This is a genomic window from Neisseria sp. CP9 (assembly GCF_047758525.1).
Taxonomy (GTDB): Bacteria; Pseudomonadota; Gammaproteobacteria; order Burkholderiales; family Neisseriaceae; genus Neisseria.
Genome location: NZ_CP180502.1, coordinates 2054674 through 2068680, shown reverse-complemented (window position 1 = coordinate 2068680; position 14007 = coordinate 2054674). Strand labels below are relative to the sequence as shown.

Sequence of the window (14007 nt, the reverse complement as noted above, 5' to 3'; positions counted from 1 at the left end):
GAAAAAACGAAGTGCCGCGATTATAGACGAAATCCGTTATAATCCGTCAACTTTCCCACCACGCGGTTCGCAAACCTCCCGCGTTACCAAAACTAGGATTCACCATGCAAAACCAACAAGCCTTGGTCATCTTCTCCGGCGGTCAGGATTCCACCACCTGCCTGATTCAGGCGATTCAAACCTACGGGCGCGAAAACGTCCAAGCCATCACTTTCCAATACGGGCAACGCCACGCCGTCGAGCTGGAACGCGCCCGCTGGATCGCGCAGGATTTGGGCGTCAAACAAACCGTACTCGACTTGAGCCTGATGCAGCAGATTACGCACAACGCCCTGATGGACGACACCGCCGCCATCGAAACCGCTTCAGACGGCCTGCCCAATACCTTCGTGGACGGACGCAACGCCCTGTTCCTGCTCTACGCCGCCATCTACGCCAAAGGACAAGGCATCAGGCATATCATCGCGGGCGTGTGCGAAACCGACTTCTCCGGCTATCCCGACTGCCGCGACGTGTTCCTCAAATCCATGAACGTCACCCTCAATCTGGCGATGGACTACGCCTTCCAAATCCACACCCCGCTGATGTACCTGACCAAAGCGCAAACTTGGGCGCTGGCGGACGAAATGGGCGCGCTGGACTACATCCGCGAGCAGACCCACACCTGCTACAACGGCATCGTTGGCGGCTGCCACGAATGCCCAAGCTGCGTGTTGCGCGAGCGCGGGCTGACGGAATATTTGGAAAGTAAAAAGGCCGTCTGAAAAAAAGTGTTCCGTCCGGAGTGGGAACGTCTGCGGTAAGAGGGCAGTCGAATAATCAGCCAAAAATATAGTGGATTAACTTTAAACCAGTACGGCGTTGCCTCGCCTTGCCGTACTATCTGTACTGTCTGCGGCTTCGTCGCCTTGTCCTGATTTAAAGTTAATCCACTATAACAGCGAGGGTGCATCATGACCGACAAAATCCATCTCTACCACCCGCTCCATACCCTGAAACCTTTTTCAGACGGCATCTGGATTGCCGACGGAAAAGTCATACACATGAATTTTCCGCTGGGCGTCAAAGTACCGTTCAGCACCCGCATGACCGTCGTGCGCCTGAACGACGGCGGGCTGTGGTGTCATTCGCCGGTTGAACCCGTGCCCGAACTGCTGCGGCAAATTGATGCGCTCGGCGAAGTCCGCCATCTGGTTTCGCCCAACAAAATCCACTACGCCCACATCGCCGCGTGGAAACGGCATTACCCGCAGGCGCTTGCGTGGGCAAGTTCCGGCGTGCGCGAACGGGCGGCATCGCAGCATATTGCCGTTTGTTTCGATGCAGACCTCGGTGCCGCCGCGCCGCCACAATGGGCGGAAGATTTGGCGCAAATGCCGTTTGCGGGCAGCGCAGCAATGGAGGAAACCGTGTTTTTCCACCGCGCGAGCCGAACCCTGATACTGGCCGATTTGATTGAAAACTTCGAAACCGCCAAATTTCCCAGCCGCTTTTGGGCGGGCGTGATGAAACTGACGGGTATCGCCGACCCCGACGGCAAAGCCCCCGCCGACTGGCGCGCCACCTTCAAAGACAAAACCGCCGCCCGCGCCTGCCTGAAGCAGATGCTGGACTGGCAGCCGGAAAAAATCATACTGGCGCACGGCCGCTGCTACGAAACCGGCGGCACGGACGAACTGCGCCGCGCGTTCAGATGGCTGGATTAGCCAAGCTGCGGCTATTTTGTTGAAAAATATAGTGGATTAACTTTAAACCAGTACGGCAAGGCGAGGGAACGCCGTCGTGGTTTAAAGTTAATCCACTATAAAAAGCCACAGCGGTACGCAAAACCACTATGGCTTCCCATACGACCAAAGGTCGTCTGAAAACATGATTCCGATAAGACGGAACGTTTTCAGACGACCTTTTCTGCTGCCAGCAACATTTCCACATTCCGCTCGGTCGCTTCGGCTATCTCTTCAACGGCAACGCCGCGAATTTCAGCGGCGATGGCGGCGATTTGGCGGATGTTGGCGGGCGTGTTGATTTCGTTTTTCAGCATAAACGGGCTGTCGGTTTCCAAGACGAAATCGGTGTCATTCAAGGTTTTGAGGGTTTCGCGTATTTTTCGTGCGTTCGGGTTGAGCAACAGCGAACCGATGCCGATTTTGAAACCTAATTTCGTCAACACGCGCGCTTCTTCCGCGCTGCCGGAGAAGGCATGAACGATGCCGCCTTGGGCAAAGCCTGTCTGTTTGACGGCGGCGGCGATGTCGGCGGCGGCTTTGAGATTATGGATAATCACGCGGCGGCGCAGGTTTTTTGCGATTTCAAGTTGGCGGCTGAAGACTTGGATTTGCCGCTCGCGCTGCGGCGGCGTTTGGGTTTTGTCGTAAAAATCCAAGCCGATTTCGCCGACCCATGCCGTCGGACGCGCTTGCAATGCTTGTTCCAAATGCTGGAAATCCGGTTCGGAAACGTCGTCTGAAAACCAAGGATGGATGCCGAGCGCGATATGGATGTTGTCCCAAAGCGGGTTTTCAGACGACCTTTGCACCAAATCCGCCACGTCCTGCCAATCCTGCAGCCGGGTCGCGGGAACGATAAACCGCCCTACCCCTGCCTCCCGCGCGGCGGTCAGGATATGCGTCAGGTTTTCGCGCAGGGCGGGATCGGCGAGGTGGCAATGGGTGTCGGTGAGGTTCATCGATTTCACACTAATTTTAGTCTTACCAATTCTTTGTGAACATCTTCCACCCCCCAGCCTTGCGATACGGCAAGGGTCATGAGCGTGGTGGCGGTTTCGAGGTTACATTTGCCGCCGTTGATGATGCCCGAGTTGCGGAACGCGTTGCCTTGCGCGTAAACGGCGGCGGTTCTGCCTTGTCGGACTTGACTGATGTTGAGCAGCAGTTTTCCTTGCTGCGTAAAGTCTCGGACGGCGCGGATGAAGCCTTCGTCTGCGGGGGTGTTGCCGTGTCCGTAGCTTTGCAGGATAAGGGCGTGGGCGGGAAGCTGTCCGAGTTCGTCCGCAAGTTCTTGGACGGCAAAGCCGGGGATAAGCGTGCGGACGGCGATTTTTGCCTGCGGGTCGGGATAGCGGATTTTGAGGTCGTCTGAAACATCTGCCGCATCTTGGGACGGGATGCGGATATGGTGCCAGCTTTGGGTTTCGTCCCATTCAGCGATGGCGCCGAAATGCGGATTGTCGAAGCCTGCGGCGGTTTCGGTACTGACTTTGCTGCTGCCGACGGCGGGATAAAGTTTGCCGTCAAAGGCGATAACGGTTTGTTTGAGCTTGAGGCTGAAGGTGGCGACGGCGGTGGAGAGGTTGCGCGGGGCATCGCTGTTTTCGGCGGCGTAAGGCCATTGGGAGCCGGTCAGGACGATGGGTTTGTCCAAGCCTTGCAGGGCGAGCGCGAGGAGGTTGGCGGTGTACGCCATGCTGTCCGTGCCGTGCAGTATCAGGATGCCGTCGCAGGAAGGCAGTTTGGCGGCGATGATGTCCAGCCAGTCGCGCCAGTGTTGCAGGGTGACGGAGGAGGAATCAATCAACGGATTGCAGACGTGCCACTCGAAGTCGAGGTCGTCTGAAAAAGGGGAAAGGGCTTGGCTGACCAGCGCGGTATCGGGGCGCAGACCTTCGCTGCTTTGGGTCATGCCTATGGTGCCGCCTGTGTAGAGGACGAAGATTTTTTGTTTCATGGACATCATCGGGTCGTCTGAAAATAATGATGCGGCTTATTTAACTATATTTCAGGCTAGCTGGCAATTTGACGGCGCGGACGGTTTTCAGACGACCTTGAAATAAAAAAGCACCCAAGGGCTGTCGATATTTAATTTCCCAAGTGGATTTTTATAGTGGATTAAATTTAAACCAGTACGGCGTTGCCTCGCCTTGCCGTACTATTTGTACTGTCTGAGGCTTCGTCGCCTTGTCCTGATTTAAATTTAATCCACTATATTCACGAAGCGTGAGACTCAGGACGGAAACCGCAACAAGGTCAGAGACCTTGCGAGAATTTCTAACGCATGAGATACCGCTTTGGGAATAAAAAACACGGAAACTATTGAATATCGGCAGACTTTTCAGGGTGCTTGATTTTATTGTTCGCTTTGCGCGGCTTTTTTGGCTGCCTTGGCGGCTTTGCGCTCCGCCCGCTTTTCGCTCAATTTGGTACGGTAAAACAGCAGGCGTTGGCGTTTTTTCCACCAGAACCAAGCGAGGATGACTGCGCCTACGCCCAAAACAACGAAGATGCCGGATTGCAGGCTGTGCATTTTTGCCATCAGCCAATCGATGTTGTTCGCGCCGTATTCACCCAAATAAATCCACACCGGTACGGAAATCAATGCGGCAAGTCCGTCCATCAGAATGAAACGGGTATAGGAAACTTTGCGGCTGATACCTGCGGTCACGAAAACGGCGGTACGCAAGCCGGGCAGAAAACGGGCGACGAACAATACCCAGTTGCCGTATTTGTCGAATTTTTCCTGCACCTGCGCGTAACGCTTCGGCGTCATCACGCGGGCAATCGGTTTGAACTTGAGGATTTTCTGCCCCCACACACGTCCGGCGACAAACATAAATCCGTCGCCTGCCAACACGCCGAGCATACCGACGACAACCATCCAATGCGAATTGGTGTAACCCAAGCCGGAAATCACGCCGCCTGTCACCAGCGTCAAATCTTCGGGAATCGGTACGCCAAAGCCGCAAATGACCAAAACGAAAAACACGGCCGCATAGCCGTAATGGGAAAAAAGGGCTTCTAAAAAGGCAAACATGGCGTATCCGTCGGTTGTAATGTGGAGGGGAAATTCATTTGAACTGAATGTTGTATTTTACCAAAGATAGGGTCGTCTGAAAGAAATAACAAGGCAGGTTATGAAAATAGGCGTCAGCAATATTGTTTGATGCTTTTCAGACGACCTCGAATCCTAAAAAACACAGTGGATTAACCTTAAACCGGCATGGCGTTCCCCCACCTTGCCCTGATTCAAAATTAATCCACTGTACCACCGTTCCCGCTTGCGTGGAAACGACGGCAGTTCCAAGGTTTGCTAAAAACCTATTGATTTTTCGACGGTATTACTGCTTACCGGTGATGGCTGCTGCGATGCGTTCCGCGCCTTTTTTCGCCCAGTCCGCCTGACGCGCTTCTACCATGACGCGCACGACCGGTTCGGTACCCGATGCGCGCAACACGACTCGGCCTTTGCCTTCGAGTTCTTTTTCCACTTCTGCCAACACGTCTTTCGAGGCTTCCTGCCATTTCTGACCTTTTTGGATGCGCACGTTGATCATGGTTTGCGGATACGGCTGCCAATCGGCGCAAACGGTGGCGAGGTCTTGGTTCAGGATTTGCAGTGCCGCCAAAACTTGCAGCGCGGAGATGATGCCGTCGCCGGTATTGTGTTTGTCCATACACAAAATATGGCCGCTGGCTTCGCCGCCGATGAGCCAGCCGCGTTGGTTCAGCTGTTCCAATACATAGCGGTCGCCGACTTTGGCGCGGCAGAAATCGACGCCCTGCTCTTTCAGGGCAATTTCCATCGCCATATTGGTCATGACCGTACCGACCACGCCGCCGATGTTGATACCTTCTCGGGCGCGGGCTTTGGCGATGACGTAAATCAGGCTGTCGCCGTCGTACACTTTACCGTTGCGGTCGACCATCATCAGGCGGTCGCCATCCCCGTCCAACGCGATGCCGTAGTCGGCTTCGTTTTGCAATACGGCAGCCTGCAAGGCTTTGGGATGGGTTGCGCCGCATTTTTCGTTGATATTGTAGCCGTTGGGTTCGTCGCCGATGCTGACAACTTGTGCGCCAAGTTCGTGGAACACTTTGGGCGCAACGTCATAGCCTGCGCCATGCGCGGTATCGACCACCAATTTCAGGCCGCGCAAATCCAAATGGCTGGGGAAGGTGGATTTGCAGAATTCGATGTAGCGGTCGTCCGCGCCGTTGATACGGCGCGCGCGTCCGAGACGGGCGGACGGCTGGGTTTTCATTTCCTCGTCGATTTTGGCTTCGATTTCCAACTCGATTTCATCGCTCAGTTTCACGCCGCCTTCGGCAAAGAATTTGATGCCGTTGTCAGAATAGACGTTGTGCGATGCGGAAATCATCACACCAGCGGACAAACGCAGCGCACGGGTCAGATAAGCCACACCCGGCGTAGGCAGCGGGCCGGTTTGGATGACGTTGACACCTGCGGCGGTAAAACCCGCCACCAGCGCGGCTTCGAGCATATAGCCGGAAATACGCGTGTCTTTGCCGATCAGGACGGTCGGCTTCTGCCCGCCGTCATGCTGCACCAATACCTGCCCCGCCGCATAACCGAGTTTCAATACGAAATCGGGAGTAATCGGAAATTGACCGACTTCGCCGCGCACGCCGTCCGTGCCGAAATATTTTTTTGCCATGAGTTTGCTCCGTGAGGATGTTTTTTAGAATGGGGTTACCCGTAAATGTCATAACGGGCAGTATAAGGGGTTTTATGCAAAACTATTGGGATTTATGTTTAGCGTCATTAGATTGCGCCTGAGCGGTATAGTTTCTTATTTTATCAAAATACGGAACAAGTTAACCGGATTAAACAAACAGGTCGTCTGAAACCGTCCAACTCGTTTTCAGACGACCTCTTTATCACCACTTCAGGGGCTGCCGAAATTTTATTTTCCAAGTGGTTTTTTGCTTCCAAAACGAAAACTATCGGACGTCAGCAGGCCCTAAGGCGTTCCACACCTTCAACGCATCCGCTGTCGCCTTCACATCATGCACACGCATGATTTGCGCGCCGCGCGCTACGGAAGCCAAAGCAGCCGCCACGCTGCCGTGTACGCGTTCCGCCGCATTTGCCTGGCCAGTCAGCTCGCCTATCATGCGTTTGCGCGACACGCCGATGAGCAGCGGAAAGCCTGTTTCTGCCATCAATTCGGGCAAATGCCGCATCAGCGCGATATTGTGTTGCAAGGTTTTGCCGAAGCCGAAACCTGGATCGAGCGCGATGCGTTGCGGGGCGATACCTGCTGCGATACATTCCGCTGAGCGCGCTTTCAAATACCGCGCCACCTCACCGACAACATCCTGATATTTCGGATTAATCTGCATGTTTTCGGGCAAACCCTGCATGTGCATCAGGCAAATGCCCGTGTCCGACTGACGCGCCAGCAATTCGACCGCGCCCTCGTCAGTCAACGCCGCCACGTCATTAATAATATCGACAACGCCGAGCGCCAACGCTTCTTCCATAATCACCGTACGGCGCGTGTCCAAACTGATGGGAACGCCCCACCCCGCCACTTCCGCCAAAACAGGCTCAACCCGCGCCCATTCTTCTTCAGGCGAAACATAATCCGCACCCGGCCGCGTCGATTCGCCGCCGATGTCGAGAATGTCCGCGCCTTCTTTTAAAAGCTGTTCGGCGTGTGCCAAGGCTGTTTGGGTGTTTTGCGAATACACGCCGCCGTCGGAAAACGAATCGGGCGTCAAGTTGACGATACCCATGATTTTCGGCTTGTCCAAACCGATTTCAAACCTGCCTGCCTGCCAGATGCGCGTAGTCATGATGGTGTTCCGTAAAATAATGAAGACGAAATTATAGGTCGTCTGAAAACATCATGCAGCTTTCAGACGACCCCGTTTTACAAATCCTGCCGTTTAATGCCAAAATCAGGTTTACCGTCCTAATCCGCCTGACAAAGGAAGCATCATGTACCGACACGTCGAATACTATCCCGGCGACCCGATTTTGAGTTTGGTCGAAACCTTCAAAAACGACCCGCGTCCTGAAAAAGTCAATTTAAGCATAGGCATTTATTTCGACGACGAAGGCAAAATGCCCGTATTGGAATCCGTGAGCCGCGCCGAAACCGCCCGCGCCGCTACGCCCGCGCCGTCGCCCTACCTGCCGATGGAAGGCTTGAACACTTACCGCAGCGCCGTGCAGCATTTGTTGTTCGGCAAAGACAACCCCGCGCTTGCGCAAGGACGCATCGTTATCGTACAGACCTTGGGCGGTTCGGGCGCACTCAAAGTCGGAGCGGACTTCCTGCACCGCTGGTTTCCCGAAGCGCGCGCCTACGTCAGCGACCCGACTTGGGACAACCACCGCGGCATTTTTGAAGGCGCAGGTTTCGAGGTCGGCACTTATCCTTATTACGATCCTGCCACTGTCGGCGTCAAATTCGACGAAATGACCGCGTTTTTCAATACCTTACCCAAAAACAGCGTCTTAATCCTGCACCCCTGCTGCCACAACCCGACCGGCGTGGATATGTCGGAACAGCAATGGGACGAAGTGTTGCAAATCATCAAAACGCGCAAGCTGATTCCGTTTATGGACATTGCCTACCAAGGCTTCGGCGGCGATTTGGACAGCGATGCCTACGCCATCCGCAAAGCGGTGGAAATGGAATTGCCGCTGTTCGTCAGCAATTCATTCTCGAAAAACCTATCGCTCTACGGCGAGCGCGTCGGCGGTTTGAGCGTGGTTTGCCCGAATAAAGAAGAAGCGGAATTGGTGTTCGGACAACTCAAATTCACCGTCCGCCGCATCTATTCCAGCCCGCCCGCACACGGTGCCTATATCGCCGCCGACGTAATGAACAATCCCGAACTTTACGCCTTGTGGCAAAACGAAGTTTATGTCATGCGCGACCGTATCCGAGCCATGCGGCAGAAACTTTACGACGTATTGACCGTCCAAATTCCTGACCGCGATTTCACTTATTTCATCAAACAGCGCGGCATGTTCAGTTACACAGGATTGAGCGTGGAACAAGTCCGCAGGTTGCGCGACGAATTTGCCGTTTACCTGCTGGATTCGGGCAGGATGTGCGTCGCCGGGCTGAATGCTTCGAATATCGCCTATGTTGCCGATGCGTTTGCCGAAGTGCTGAAATAAAGCGCAAAATGCAAAAGGTCGTCTGAAACCTGATGTAGTTTTATTTGAAGTAAGTCAAAAGGCCGCCCGAAAAATTTTCATCTTTCAGACGGCCTCTCTATAATTGGCGCACCCAACAGGGATCGAACCTGTGACCTCCAGCTTCGGAAACTGACACTCTTCCAACTGAGCTATGGGTGCAGGGAAGGCGTAAGATTAACGCAAATCCCGCCTGTTGGCAAAGCCTATTATGCAGGATGGTGCAAACAAGACAAATTTGTAGAAAATTACCCGCAAATAATCAACGACATAACTAACCAACCCCTTAACAGGCGACAAAAAACTGCCGCCTTTGCGTATATTTTCCACAAGAGCGATTGGAAAGCCCCTGTGAATTCAGTATAATCCAGCAAAATATTGTTAACTGCGTTTAACACACCAAACTATAACTCAAAGCACAACCTAACCTAACGGCGAGGCCTACCAAATGAAACAACTCCGCGACTCCAAAGCCCAAGGCTCTGCATTGTTTACCCTTGTGAGCGGTATCGTTATTGCCATTGCAGTCATTTACTTCCTCATCAAATTGGCGGGCAGCGGCTCGTATGCAGACGTTGCCCAATCTTCCGAAACCGCCACCCAAACCCGCATCCAGCCCGTAGGACAGCTTACCTTGGGAGACGGCATTCCGGTAGGCGAACGCAAAGGCGATCAGATTTTCAACAAAATCTGTATCCAGTGTCACGGCGCAGACAAATCCGTCCCCAACGCGCCGAAAATCGAAAACAACGGCGAATGGGCTCCCCGTATCGCGCAAGGCTTCGATACCCTTTTCCAACACGCTCTGAACGGCTTTAACGCCATGCCTGCAAAAGGCGGCGCAGCCGATTTGACCGACCAAGAACTCAAACGCGTCATCACTTACATGGCGAACAAGAGCGGCGGTACCTTCCCTGATCCGGATGCCGCAGCACCTGCCGATCAAGCCGCTTCAGGCAATGCAGCCGCCTCCGCACCGGCCGCTGCCGGCTCTGCCCCCGCAGCCGATGCACCTAAAGCCGAAGACAAAGGCGCAGCCGCTCCTGCAGCTTCCGGCGCAGACGGTAAAAAAGTTTTCGAAGCAACCTGTCAGGCATGTCACGGCGGCGCAGTCCCCGGCATTCCCGGCATAGGTAAAAAAGACGAATGGGCTTCGCGCATCAAACAAGGTAAAGAAACCCTGCACAAACACGCTCTCGAAGGCTTCAACGCCATGCCTGCAAAAGGCGGCAACGCCGGCCTGAGCGACGATGAAGTCAAAGCAGCGGTCGACTACATGGCCAACCAATCAGGCGCTAAATTCTGATTTGTTCAAGAACGCTATTGATATCCCGTCAAAAACGCACCCTTAAACAAGGTGCGTTTTTTTTGCAGCCGTTCGCCATCCTAAAAGATATAGTGGATTAACAAAAATCAGGACAAGGCTACGAAGCCGCAGACAGTACAGATAGTACGGAACCGATTCACTTGGTGCTTCAGCACCTTAGAGAATCGTTCTCTTTGAGCTAAGGCGAGGCAACGCCGTACCGGTTTAAAGTGAATCCACTATACAAATCGACCAGACCCATCGATTGATTTTGCCTTACCCTTTCCCTCTTGATATTCAAAGCATTCTAAACAACAAAAATATTTTCAGACGACCTCCTACCCGCTTTGGTAAAATGCACCACACCATAACCCACCCCTTCCACACTCCCGACCAACTGCCCATGACCAACCAGCGCATCAACCACGAACCCGTCTTCCTGCTTGCTTCCGCCCCTTGGCGCGAGAGCAGTTTGTGGGTGGAAGTGTTCAGCCGCCGTTACGGGCGCGTGGCTTTGCTGGCGAGAAGTGCGCGCAAGCGGCAGAGCGAGTTGCGCGGCGTGTTGGTGCCGTTTGTACCGGTCAGCGCATCGTGGTACGGTTCACAAGAGTTGAAAACGCTGCACCGCGCGGAGTGGATAGGCGGCTGGCCGCAACCGCAAGGCAGGGCTTTGTTCAGCGGCTTATATATCAACGAACTGATGCTCAAGCTGACAACCCGCGAAGACCCGATACCCGAGCTTTACGATGCGCTGGAAGCGGTAATGCGGGCGGTATGCGGTGAAAACAGTCATACCGCTGCGTTGAGACGCTTTGAATGGACTTTACTCAACCGCTTAGGATTCGCGCCCGATTTGTTCCACGATGGCAACGGCGAAACAATCCGCGCCGAAGAAACCTATTGGCTGACGCCTGAAAACGCGGTCGTTCCCATCGAAGAAGCCGAACGCTTCAATCCGCGCAATCATGGCGTGGCAGTCGGCGGCAACATCTTGATCCAGCTGCGCGAGGGCGATTTCACCCATCCCGAAAGCCTTGGACAATCTTTAAAAATCACGCGCCTGCTGATTGACAACCTCCTGCCCGAAGGCATTAAATCCAGACAGGTTTTGCAACAACTCCAGCAATTCAGTTTCGGCGTTTAACTTTTTCAGACGACCTTTTCCAACGGCAGGTCGTCTGAAAATCCAAAGAAAGGACACATCATGCTCTTAGGTGTAAACATCGACCACATCGCCACCGTCCGCAACGCCCGCGGTACGACCTATCCCAGCCCCGTGGAAGCGGCATTGGTCGCGGAAACGCACGGTGCGGATTTGATTACCATGCACCTGCGCGAAGACCGCCGCCACATCAAAGACGCGGACGTGTTCGCAGTTAAAAACGCCATCCGCACGCGCCTGAACCTTGAAATGGCACTGACCGAAGAAATGTTGGAAAACGCTCTCAAAGTCATGCCGCAAGACGTGTGCCTCGTGCCTGAAAAACGTCAGGAAATCACGACCGAAGGCGGTTTGGACGTATTGGCGCAACAAGAAAAAATCGCCGGGTTCACCAAAATCCTGACCGACGCAGGCATCCGCGTCTCGCTCTTCATCGATGCCGACAACGAGCAAATCCAAGCCGCCTATGATGTCGGCGCACCCGTTATCGAGCTGCACACCGGCGCATACGCCGACGCACACAGCCACGCCGAACAAATCAAACAATTCGAGCGTCTGCAAAACGGCGCGCATTTTGCCAGCGATTTGGGCTTGGTCGTCAACGCCGGACACGGCCTGACCATACACAACGTTACCCCCATCGCCCAAATCCTCGCCATCCGCGAGCTGAACATCGGGCATTCACTGATTGCACAAGCCCTCTTCCTCGGCCTGCCCGAAGCCGTCCGCCAGATGAAGGAAACCATGTTCAGGGCAAGACTGCTGCCTTGATACGGCGACCCCCACTTTTTCAGACGACCTTCTCTCAACAAGGAGACCACCGCATGATTTACGGCATAGGCACAGACATCGTTTCACTCAAACGCATTATCCGCCTGAGCAAAAAGTTCGGACAAGCGTTTGCCGAGCGCATCCTCACACCCGAAGAACTGCTCGAATTTCCGCAAGCAGGCAAACCCGTCAACTACCTTGCCAAACGTTTTGCCGCCAAAGAAGCCTTCGCCAAAGCCGTCGGTACGGGCATACGCGGCGCGGTTTCCTTTCGCAATATCGGCATCGGGCATGACGCATTGGGCAAACCCGAATTTTTCTACGCCCCCGCCCTGTCCAAATGGCTGGAAGAACAAGGCATCAGCCACGTCAGCCTCAGCATGAGCGACGAAGAAGACACCGTGTTGGCATTCGTCATTGCCGAAAAATAAGACAATATCCATCGGCAGGTCGGATTCCCGAATCCGACCTTTCCGAATTTTCAGACGACCTTTCTCCCCATTCCCATGACCCAAGACACCCGCCCCCTTATCCGCGTCGTTGCCGGCATCCTGCTCAACCAAGACGGCGACTACCTGCTCAGTTCCCGTCCCGAAGGCAAACCCTATGCCGGATATTGGGAATTTGCCGGCGGCAAAGTCGAAGCGGGCGAAACCGACTTCCAAGCCCTGCAACGCGAGTTTGAAGAAGAACTCGGCATCCGCATCCTCGCCGCCACGCCTTGGCTGACCAAAATCCATTCCTACGAACACGCCCGCGTCTGCCTGAAATTCCTATGGGTAAACCCCGACCAATGGACGGGCGAACCCCAATCCCGCGAAGGACAGGCATGGTCGTGGCAAAAAGCGGGCGATTTCAACGTCGCCCCCATGCTGCCTGCCAACGGTCCGCTACTGCGCGCCCTTTCCGTCCCACGCCGGCTTCAAGGTCGTCTGAAAACCGGTTTGTACGGACAAAACAGCACCGGCGAATACCGCGTCGCCCCCTACTCCCTAGCCGAACCGCACCACGCCAACATCCTCATCTCAGAAACCGAACTGTGCAAGCTCGGCAAGCTACCCCAAGCCCAAAGCGTTTGGGTATTGGTACACACCCGCGAACAATGGCAGCGCGTGCAAGATGCCGACGTCGTCGTTTGGCAAGTCAACGACGACGCAAGCGCACGACAAGTGCTTGAAATATTGGAACAAGGCGTATCCGTTCCACTGGTTGTCGCCACGCCCGAAACACTGGTTTCAAGCTATCGCGACCGCTGGCTTTCAACAGGCGCACACGCCGTCCTGACCGACAACGACACCGAGGTCGTCTGAAATGGACAAAAACCGCAAACTCCTCATCGCAGGCGTCCTCCTCATTCTCTTCGCCGCCGCCAAACTCCTGCTGCTGGACTGGTGGCAGAAACAACAACCCCAAGCCCGCGCCGCCGAGTGCGACCTCATCAAAGGCTGCACCCTACCCGACGGCTCACACATCCTCTCCACTCCCATCAGTACCCGTTCCGCCTTTGACATCACCGTCGAAAACGCCCCTGCCGAAACACAACAAGTCAGCATCAGCTTCAGCATGAAAGACATGGACATGGGCTTCAACCGCTACATGCTCCAACAACAATCCCCGCGCACCTGGCAAGCACGCCAAATCCGTCTGCCCGTCTGCGTCGAAGGCAGACGCGACTACATCGCCGACATCACCATAGGCGGACAGACTTTTCAGACGACCTTTACCGCCCAGTAAGCGTTCTACGCGTATTCCTATGAAAAACTTTTGTCGGATGAGTCATCACGGGTTCAATTTCAATCAGAAATCTAAAAAGAGTCCATATATTATGAAAGCGATTGTTTAGATGTTTTTCACACTA

14 protein-coding genes, 1 tRNA gene and 1 pseudogene are annotated in these 14007 nt (G+C 54.4%); 9 read left to right on the top strand and 7 right to left on the bottom strand.

The window, feature by feature from the left end:
* The first annotated feature begins 104 nt into the window (after positions 1–104).
* Together queC and ACMYUL_RS09945 are read left to right on the top strand one after the other, a co-directional pair.
* Entirely contained in the window at positions 105–764 is a 660-nt protein-coding gene (queC, locus tag ACMYUL_RS09950) for a 7-cyano-7-deazaguanine synthase QueC (protein WP_415770289.1), read from the top strand.
* Between the two features lie 189 nt (positions 765–953).
* Positions 954–1706 (top strand): DUF4336 domain-containing protein, encoded by a 753-nt coding sequence (locus tag ACMYUL_RS09945; protein WP_415770287.1) that lies wholly within the window; start codon positions 954–956, stop codon positions 1704–1706.
* A gap of 188 nt (positions 1707–1894) precedes the next feature.
* Here the strand turns inward: ACMYUL_RS09945 and ACMYUL_RS09940 are convergent, their stop codons facing one another.
* From ACMYUL_RS09940 to folP, 6 genes and pseudogenes are all read right to left on the bottom strand, one after another.
* Entirely contained in the window at positions 1895–2686 is a 792-nt protein-coding gene (locus tag ACMYUL_RS09940) for a TatD family hydrolase (protein ID WP_003763049.1), read from the bottom strand.
* A 5-nt stretch (positions 2687–2691) separates the two neighbouring features.
* Positions 2692–3684 (bottom strand): asparaginase, encoded by a 993-nt coding sequence (locus tag ACMYUL_RS09935; protein WP_415770285.1) that lies wholly within the window; start codon positions 3682–3684, stop codon positions 2692–2694.
* 154 nt (positions 3685–3838) lie between these two features.
* Positions 3839–3958, bottom strand: a pseudogene (locus ACMYUL_RS09930) (IS5/IS1182 family transposase); the annotation flags it as partial.
* 125 nt (positions 3959–4083) lie between these two features.
* Positions 4084–4767, bottom strand: a complete 684-nt coding sequence (locus ACMYUL_RS09925; protein WP_342032058.1) for a DedA family protein — start codon at positions 4765–4767, stop codon at positions 4084–4086.
* 304 nt (positions 4768–5071) lie between these two features.
* A complete protein-coding gene (glmM, locus tag ACMYUL_RS09920; RefSeq protein WP_003743468.1) occupies positions 5072–6409 on the bottom strand; it encodes a phosphoglucosamine mutase in 1338 nt (445 codons plus the stop codon).
* 286 nt (positions 6410–6695) lie between these two features.
* Complete coding sequence (gene folP / locus ACMYUL_RS09915) at positions 6696–7553, bottom strand: dihydropteroate synthase (RefSeq protein WP_415770282.1); 858 nt, start codon at positions 7551–7553, stop codon at positions 6696–6698.
* A gap of 145 nt (positions 7554–7698) precedes the next feature.
* On the opposite strand from folP, the gene ACMYUL_RS09910 reads away from it, so the two are divergent.
* Positions 7699–8892, top strand: a complete 1194-nt coding sequence (locus ACMYUL_RS09910) for an aromatic amino acid transaminase (RefSeq protein WP_415770280.1) — start codon at positions 7699–7701, stop codon at positions 8890–8892.
* Positions 8893–8996: 104 nt separating this feature from the next.
* Here the strand turns inward: ACMYUL_RS09910 and ACMYUL_RS09905 are convergent.
* A tRNA-Arg gene (locus tag ACMYUL_RS09905) sits at positions 8997–9072 on the bottom strand.
* 286 nt (positions 9073–9358) lie between these two features.
* Between ACMYUL_RS09905 and ACMYUL_RS09900 the strand changes: the two genes are divergently transcribed.
* The 6 genes from ACMYUL_RS09900 to ACMYUL_RS09875 all read left to right on the top strand — a co-directional run bounded on the left by ACMYUL_RS09900 (position 9359) and on the right by ACMYUL_RS09875 (position 13883).
* On the top strand, positions 9359–10216 hold the full coding sequence (locus ACMYUL_RS09900) for a c-type cytochrome (RefSeq protein WP_003755035.1): 858 nt from the start codon (positions 9359–9361) through the stop codon (positions 10214–10216).
* A gap of 403 nt (positions 10217–10619) precedes the next feature.
* Positions 10620–11360: a DNA repair protein RecO gene (gene recO / locus ACMYUL_RS09895; protein ID WP_415772948.1), complete on the top strand. Its 741-nt coding sequence runs from the start codon at positions 10620–10622 to the stop codon at positions 11358–11360.
* Between the two features lie 60 nt (positions 11361–11420).
* Complete coding sequence (gene pdxJ / locus ACMYUL_RS09890; protein WP_415770277.1) at positions 11421–12149, top strand: pyridoxine 5'-phosphate synthase; 729 nt, start codon at positions 11421–11423, stop codon at positions 12147–12149.
* Between the two features lie 53 nt (positions 12150–12202).
* On the top strand, positions 12203–12580 hold the full coding sequence (gene acpS / locus ACMYUL_RS09885) for a holo-ACP synthase (protein WP_003744561.1): 378 nt from the start codon (positions 12203–12205) through the stop codon (positions 12578–12580).
* Between the two features lie 75 nt (positions 12581–12655).
* Positions 12656–13459, top strand: coding sequence for an NUDIX domain-containing protein (locus ACMYUL_RS09880; RefSeq protein WP_415770275.1), 804 nt, complete (start codon positions 12656–12658; stop codon positions 13457–13459).
* 1 nt (position 13460) lies between these two features.
* Entirely contained in the window at positions 13461–13883 is a 423-nt protein-coding gene (locus ACMYUL_RS09875; RefSeq protein ID WP_415770273.1) for a hypothetical protein, read from the top strand.
* Positions 13884–14007: the final 124 nt, after the last annotated feature.

Coding starts and splice junctions, on each gene's coding strand:
- folP (WP_415770282.1), bottom strand. CDS start 7,553: ATGACTACGCGCATCTGGCAGGCAGGCAGGTTTGAAATCGGTTTGGAC.
- recO (WP_415772948.1), top strand. CDS start 10,620: ATGACCAACCAGCGCATCAACCACGAACCCGTCTTCCTGCTTGCTTCC.
- queC (WP_415770289.1), top strand. CDS start 105: ATGCAAAACCAACAAGCCTTGGTCATCTTCTCCGGCGGTCAGGATTCC.
- ACMYUL_RS09875 (WP_415770273.1), top strand. CDS start 13,461: ATGGACAAAAACCGCAAACTCCTCATCGCAGGCGTCCTCCTCATTCTC.
- ACMYUL_RS09880 (WP_415770275.1), top strand. CDS start 12,656: ATGACCCAAGACACCCGCCCCCTTATCCGCGTCGTTGCCGGCATCCTG.
- glmM (WP_003743468.1), bottom strand. CDS start 6,409: ATGGCAAAAAAATATTTCGGCACGGACGGCGTGCGCGGCGAAGTCGGT.
- acpS (WP_003744561.1), top strand. CDS start 12,203: ATGATTTACGGCATAGGCACAGACATCGTTTCACTCAAACGCATTATC.
- ACMYUL_RS09900 (WP_003755035.1), top strand. CDS start 9,359: ATGAAACAACTCCGCGACTCCAAAGCCCAAGGCTCTGCATTGTTTACC.
- ACMYUL_RS09935 (WP_415770285.1), bottom strand. CDS start 3,684: ATGAAACAAAAAATCTTCGTCCTCTACACAGGCGGCACCATAGGCATG.
- ACMYUL_RS09945 (WP_415770287.1), top strand. CDS start 954: ATGACCGACAAAATCCATCTCTACCACCCGCTCCATACCCTGAAACCT.
- ACMYUL_RS09910 (WP_415770280.1), top strand. CDS start 7,699: ATGTACCGACACGTCGAATACTATCCCGGCGACCCGATTTTGAGTTTG.
- pdxJ (WP_415770277.1), top strand. CDS start 11,421: ATGCTCTTAGGTGTAAACATCGACCACATCGCCACCGTCCGCAACGCC.
- ACMYUL_RS09940 (WP_003763049.1), bottom strand. CDS start 2,686: ATGAACCTCACCGACACCCATTGCCACCTCGCCGATCCCGCCCTGCGC.
- ACMYUL_RS09925 (WP_342032058.1), bottom strand. CDS start 4,767: ATGTTTGCCTTTTTAGAAGCCCTTTTTTCCCATTACGGCTATGCGGCC.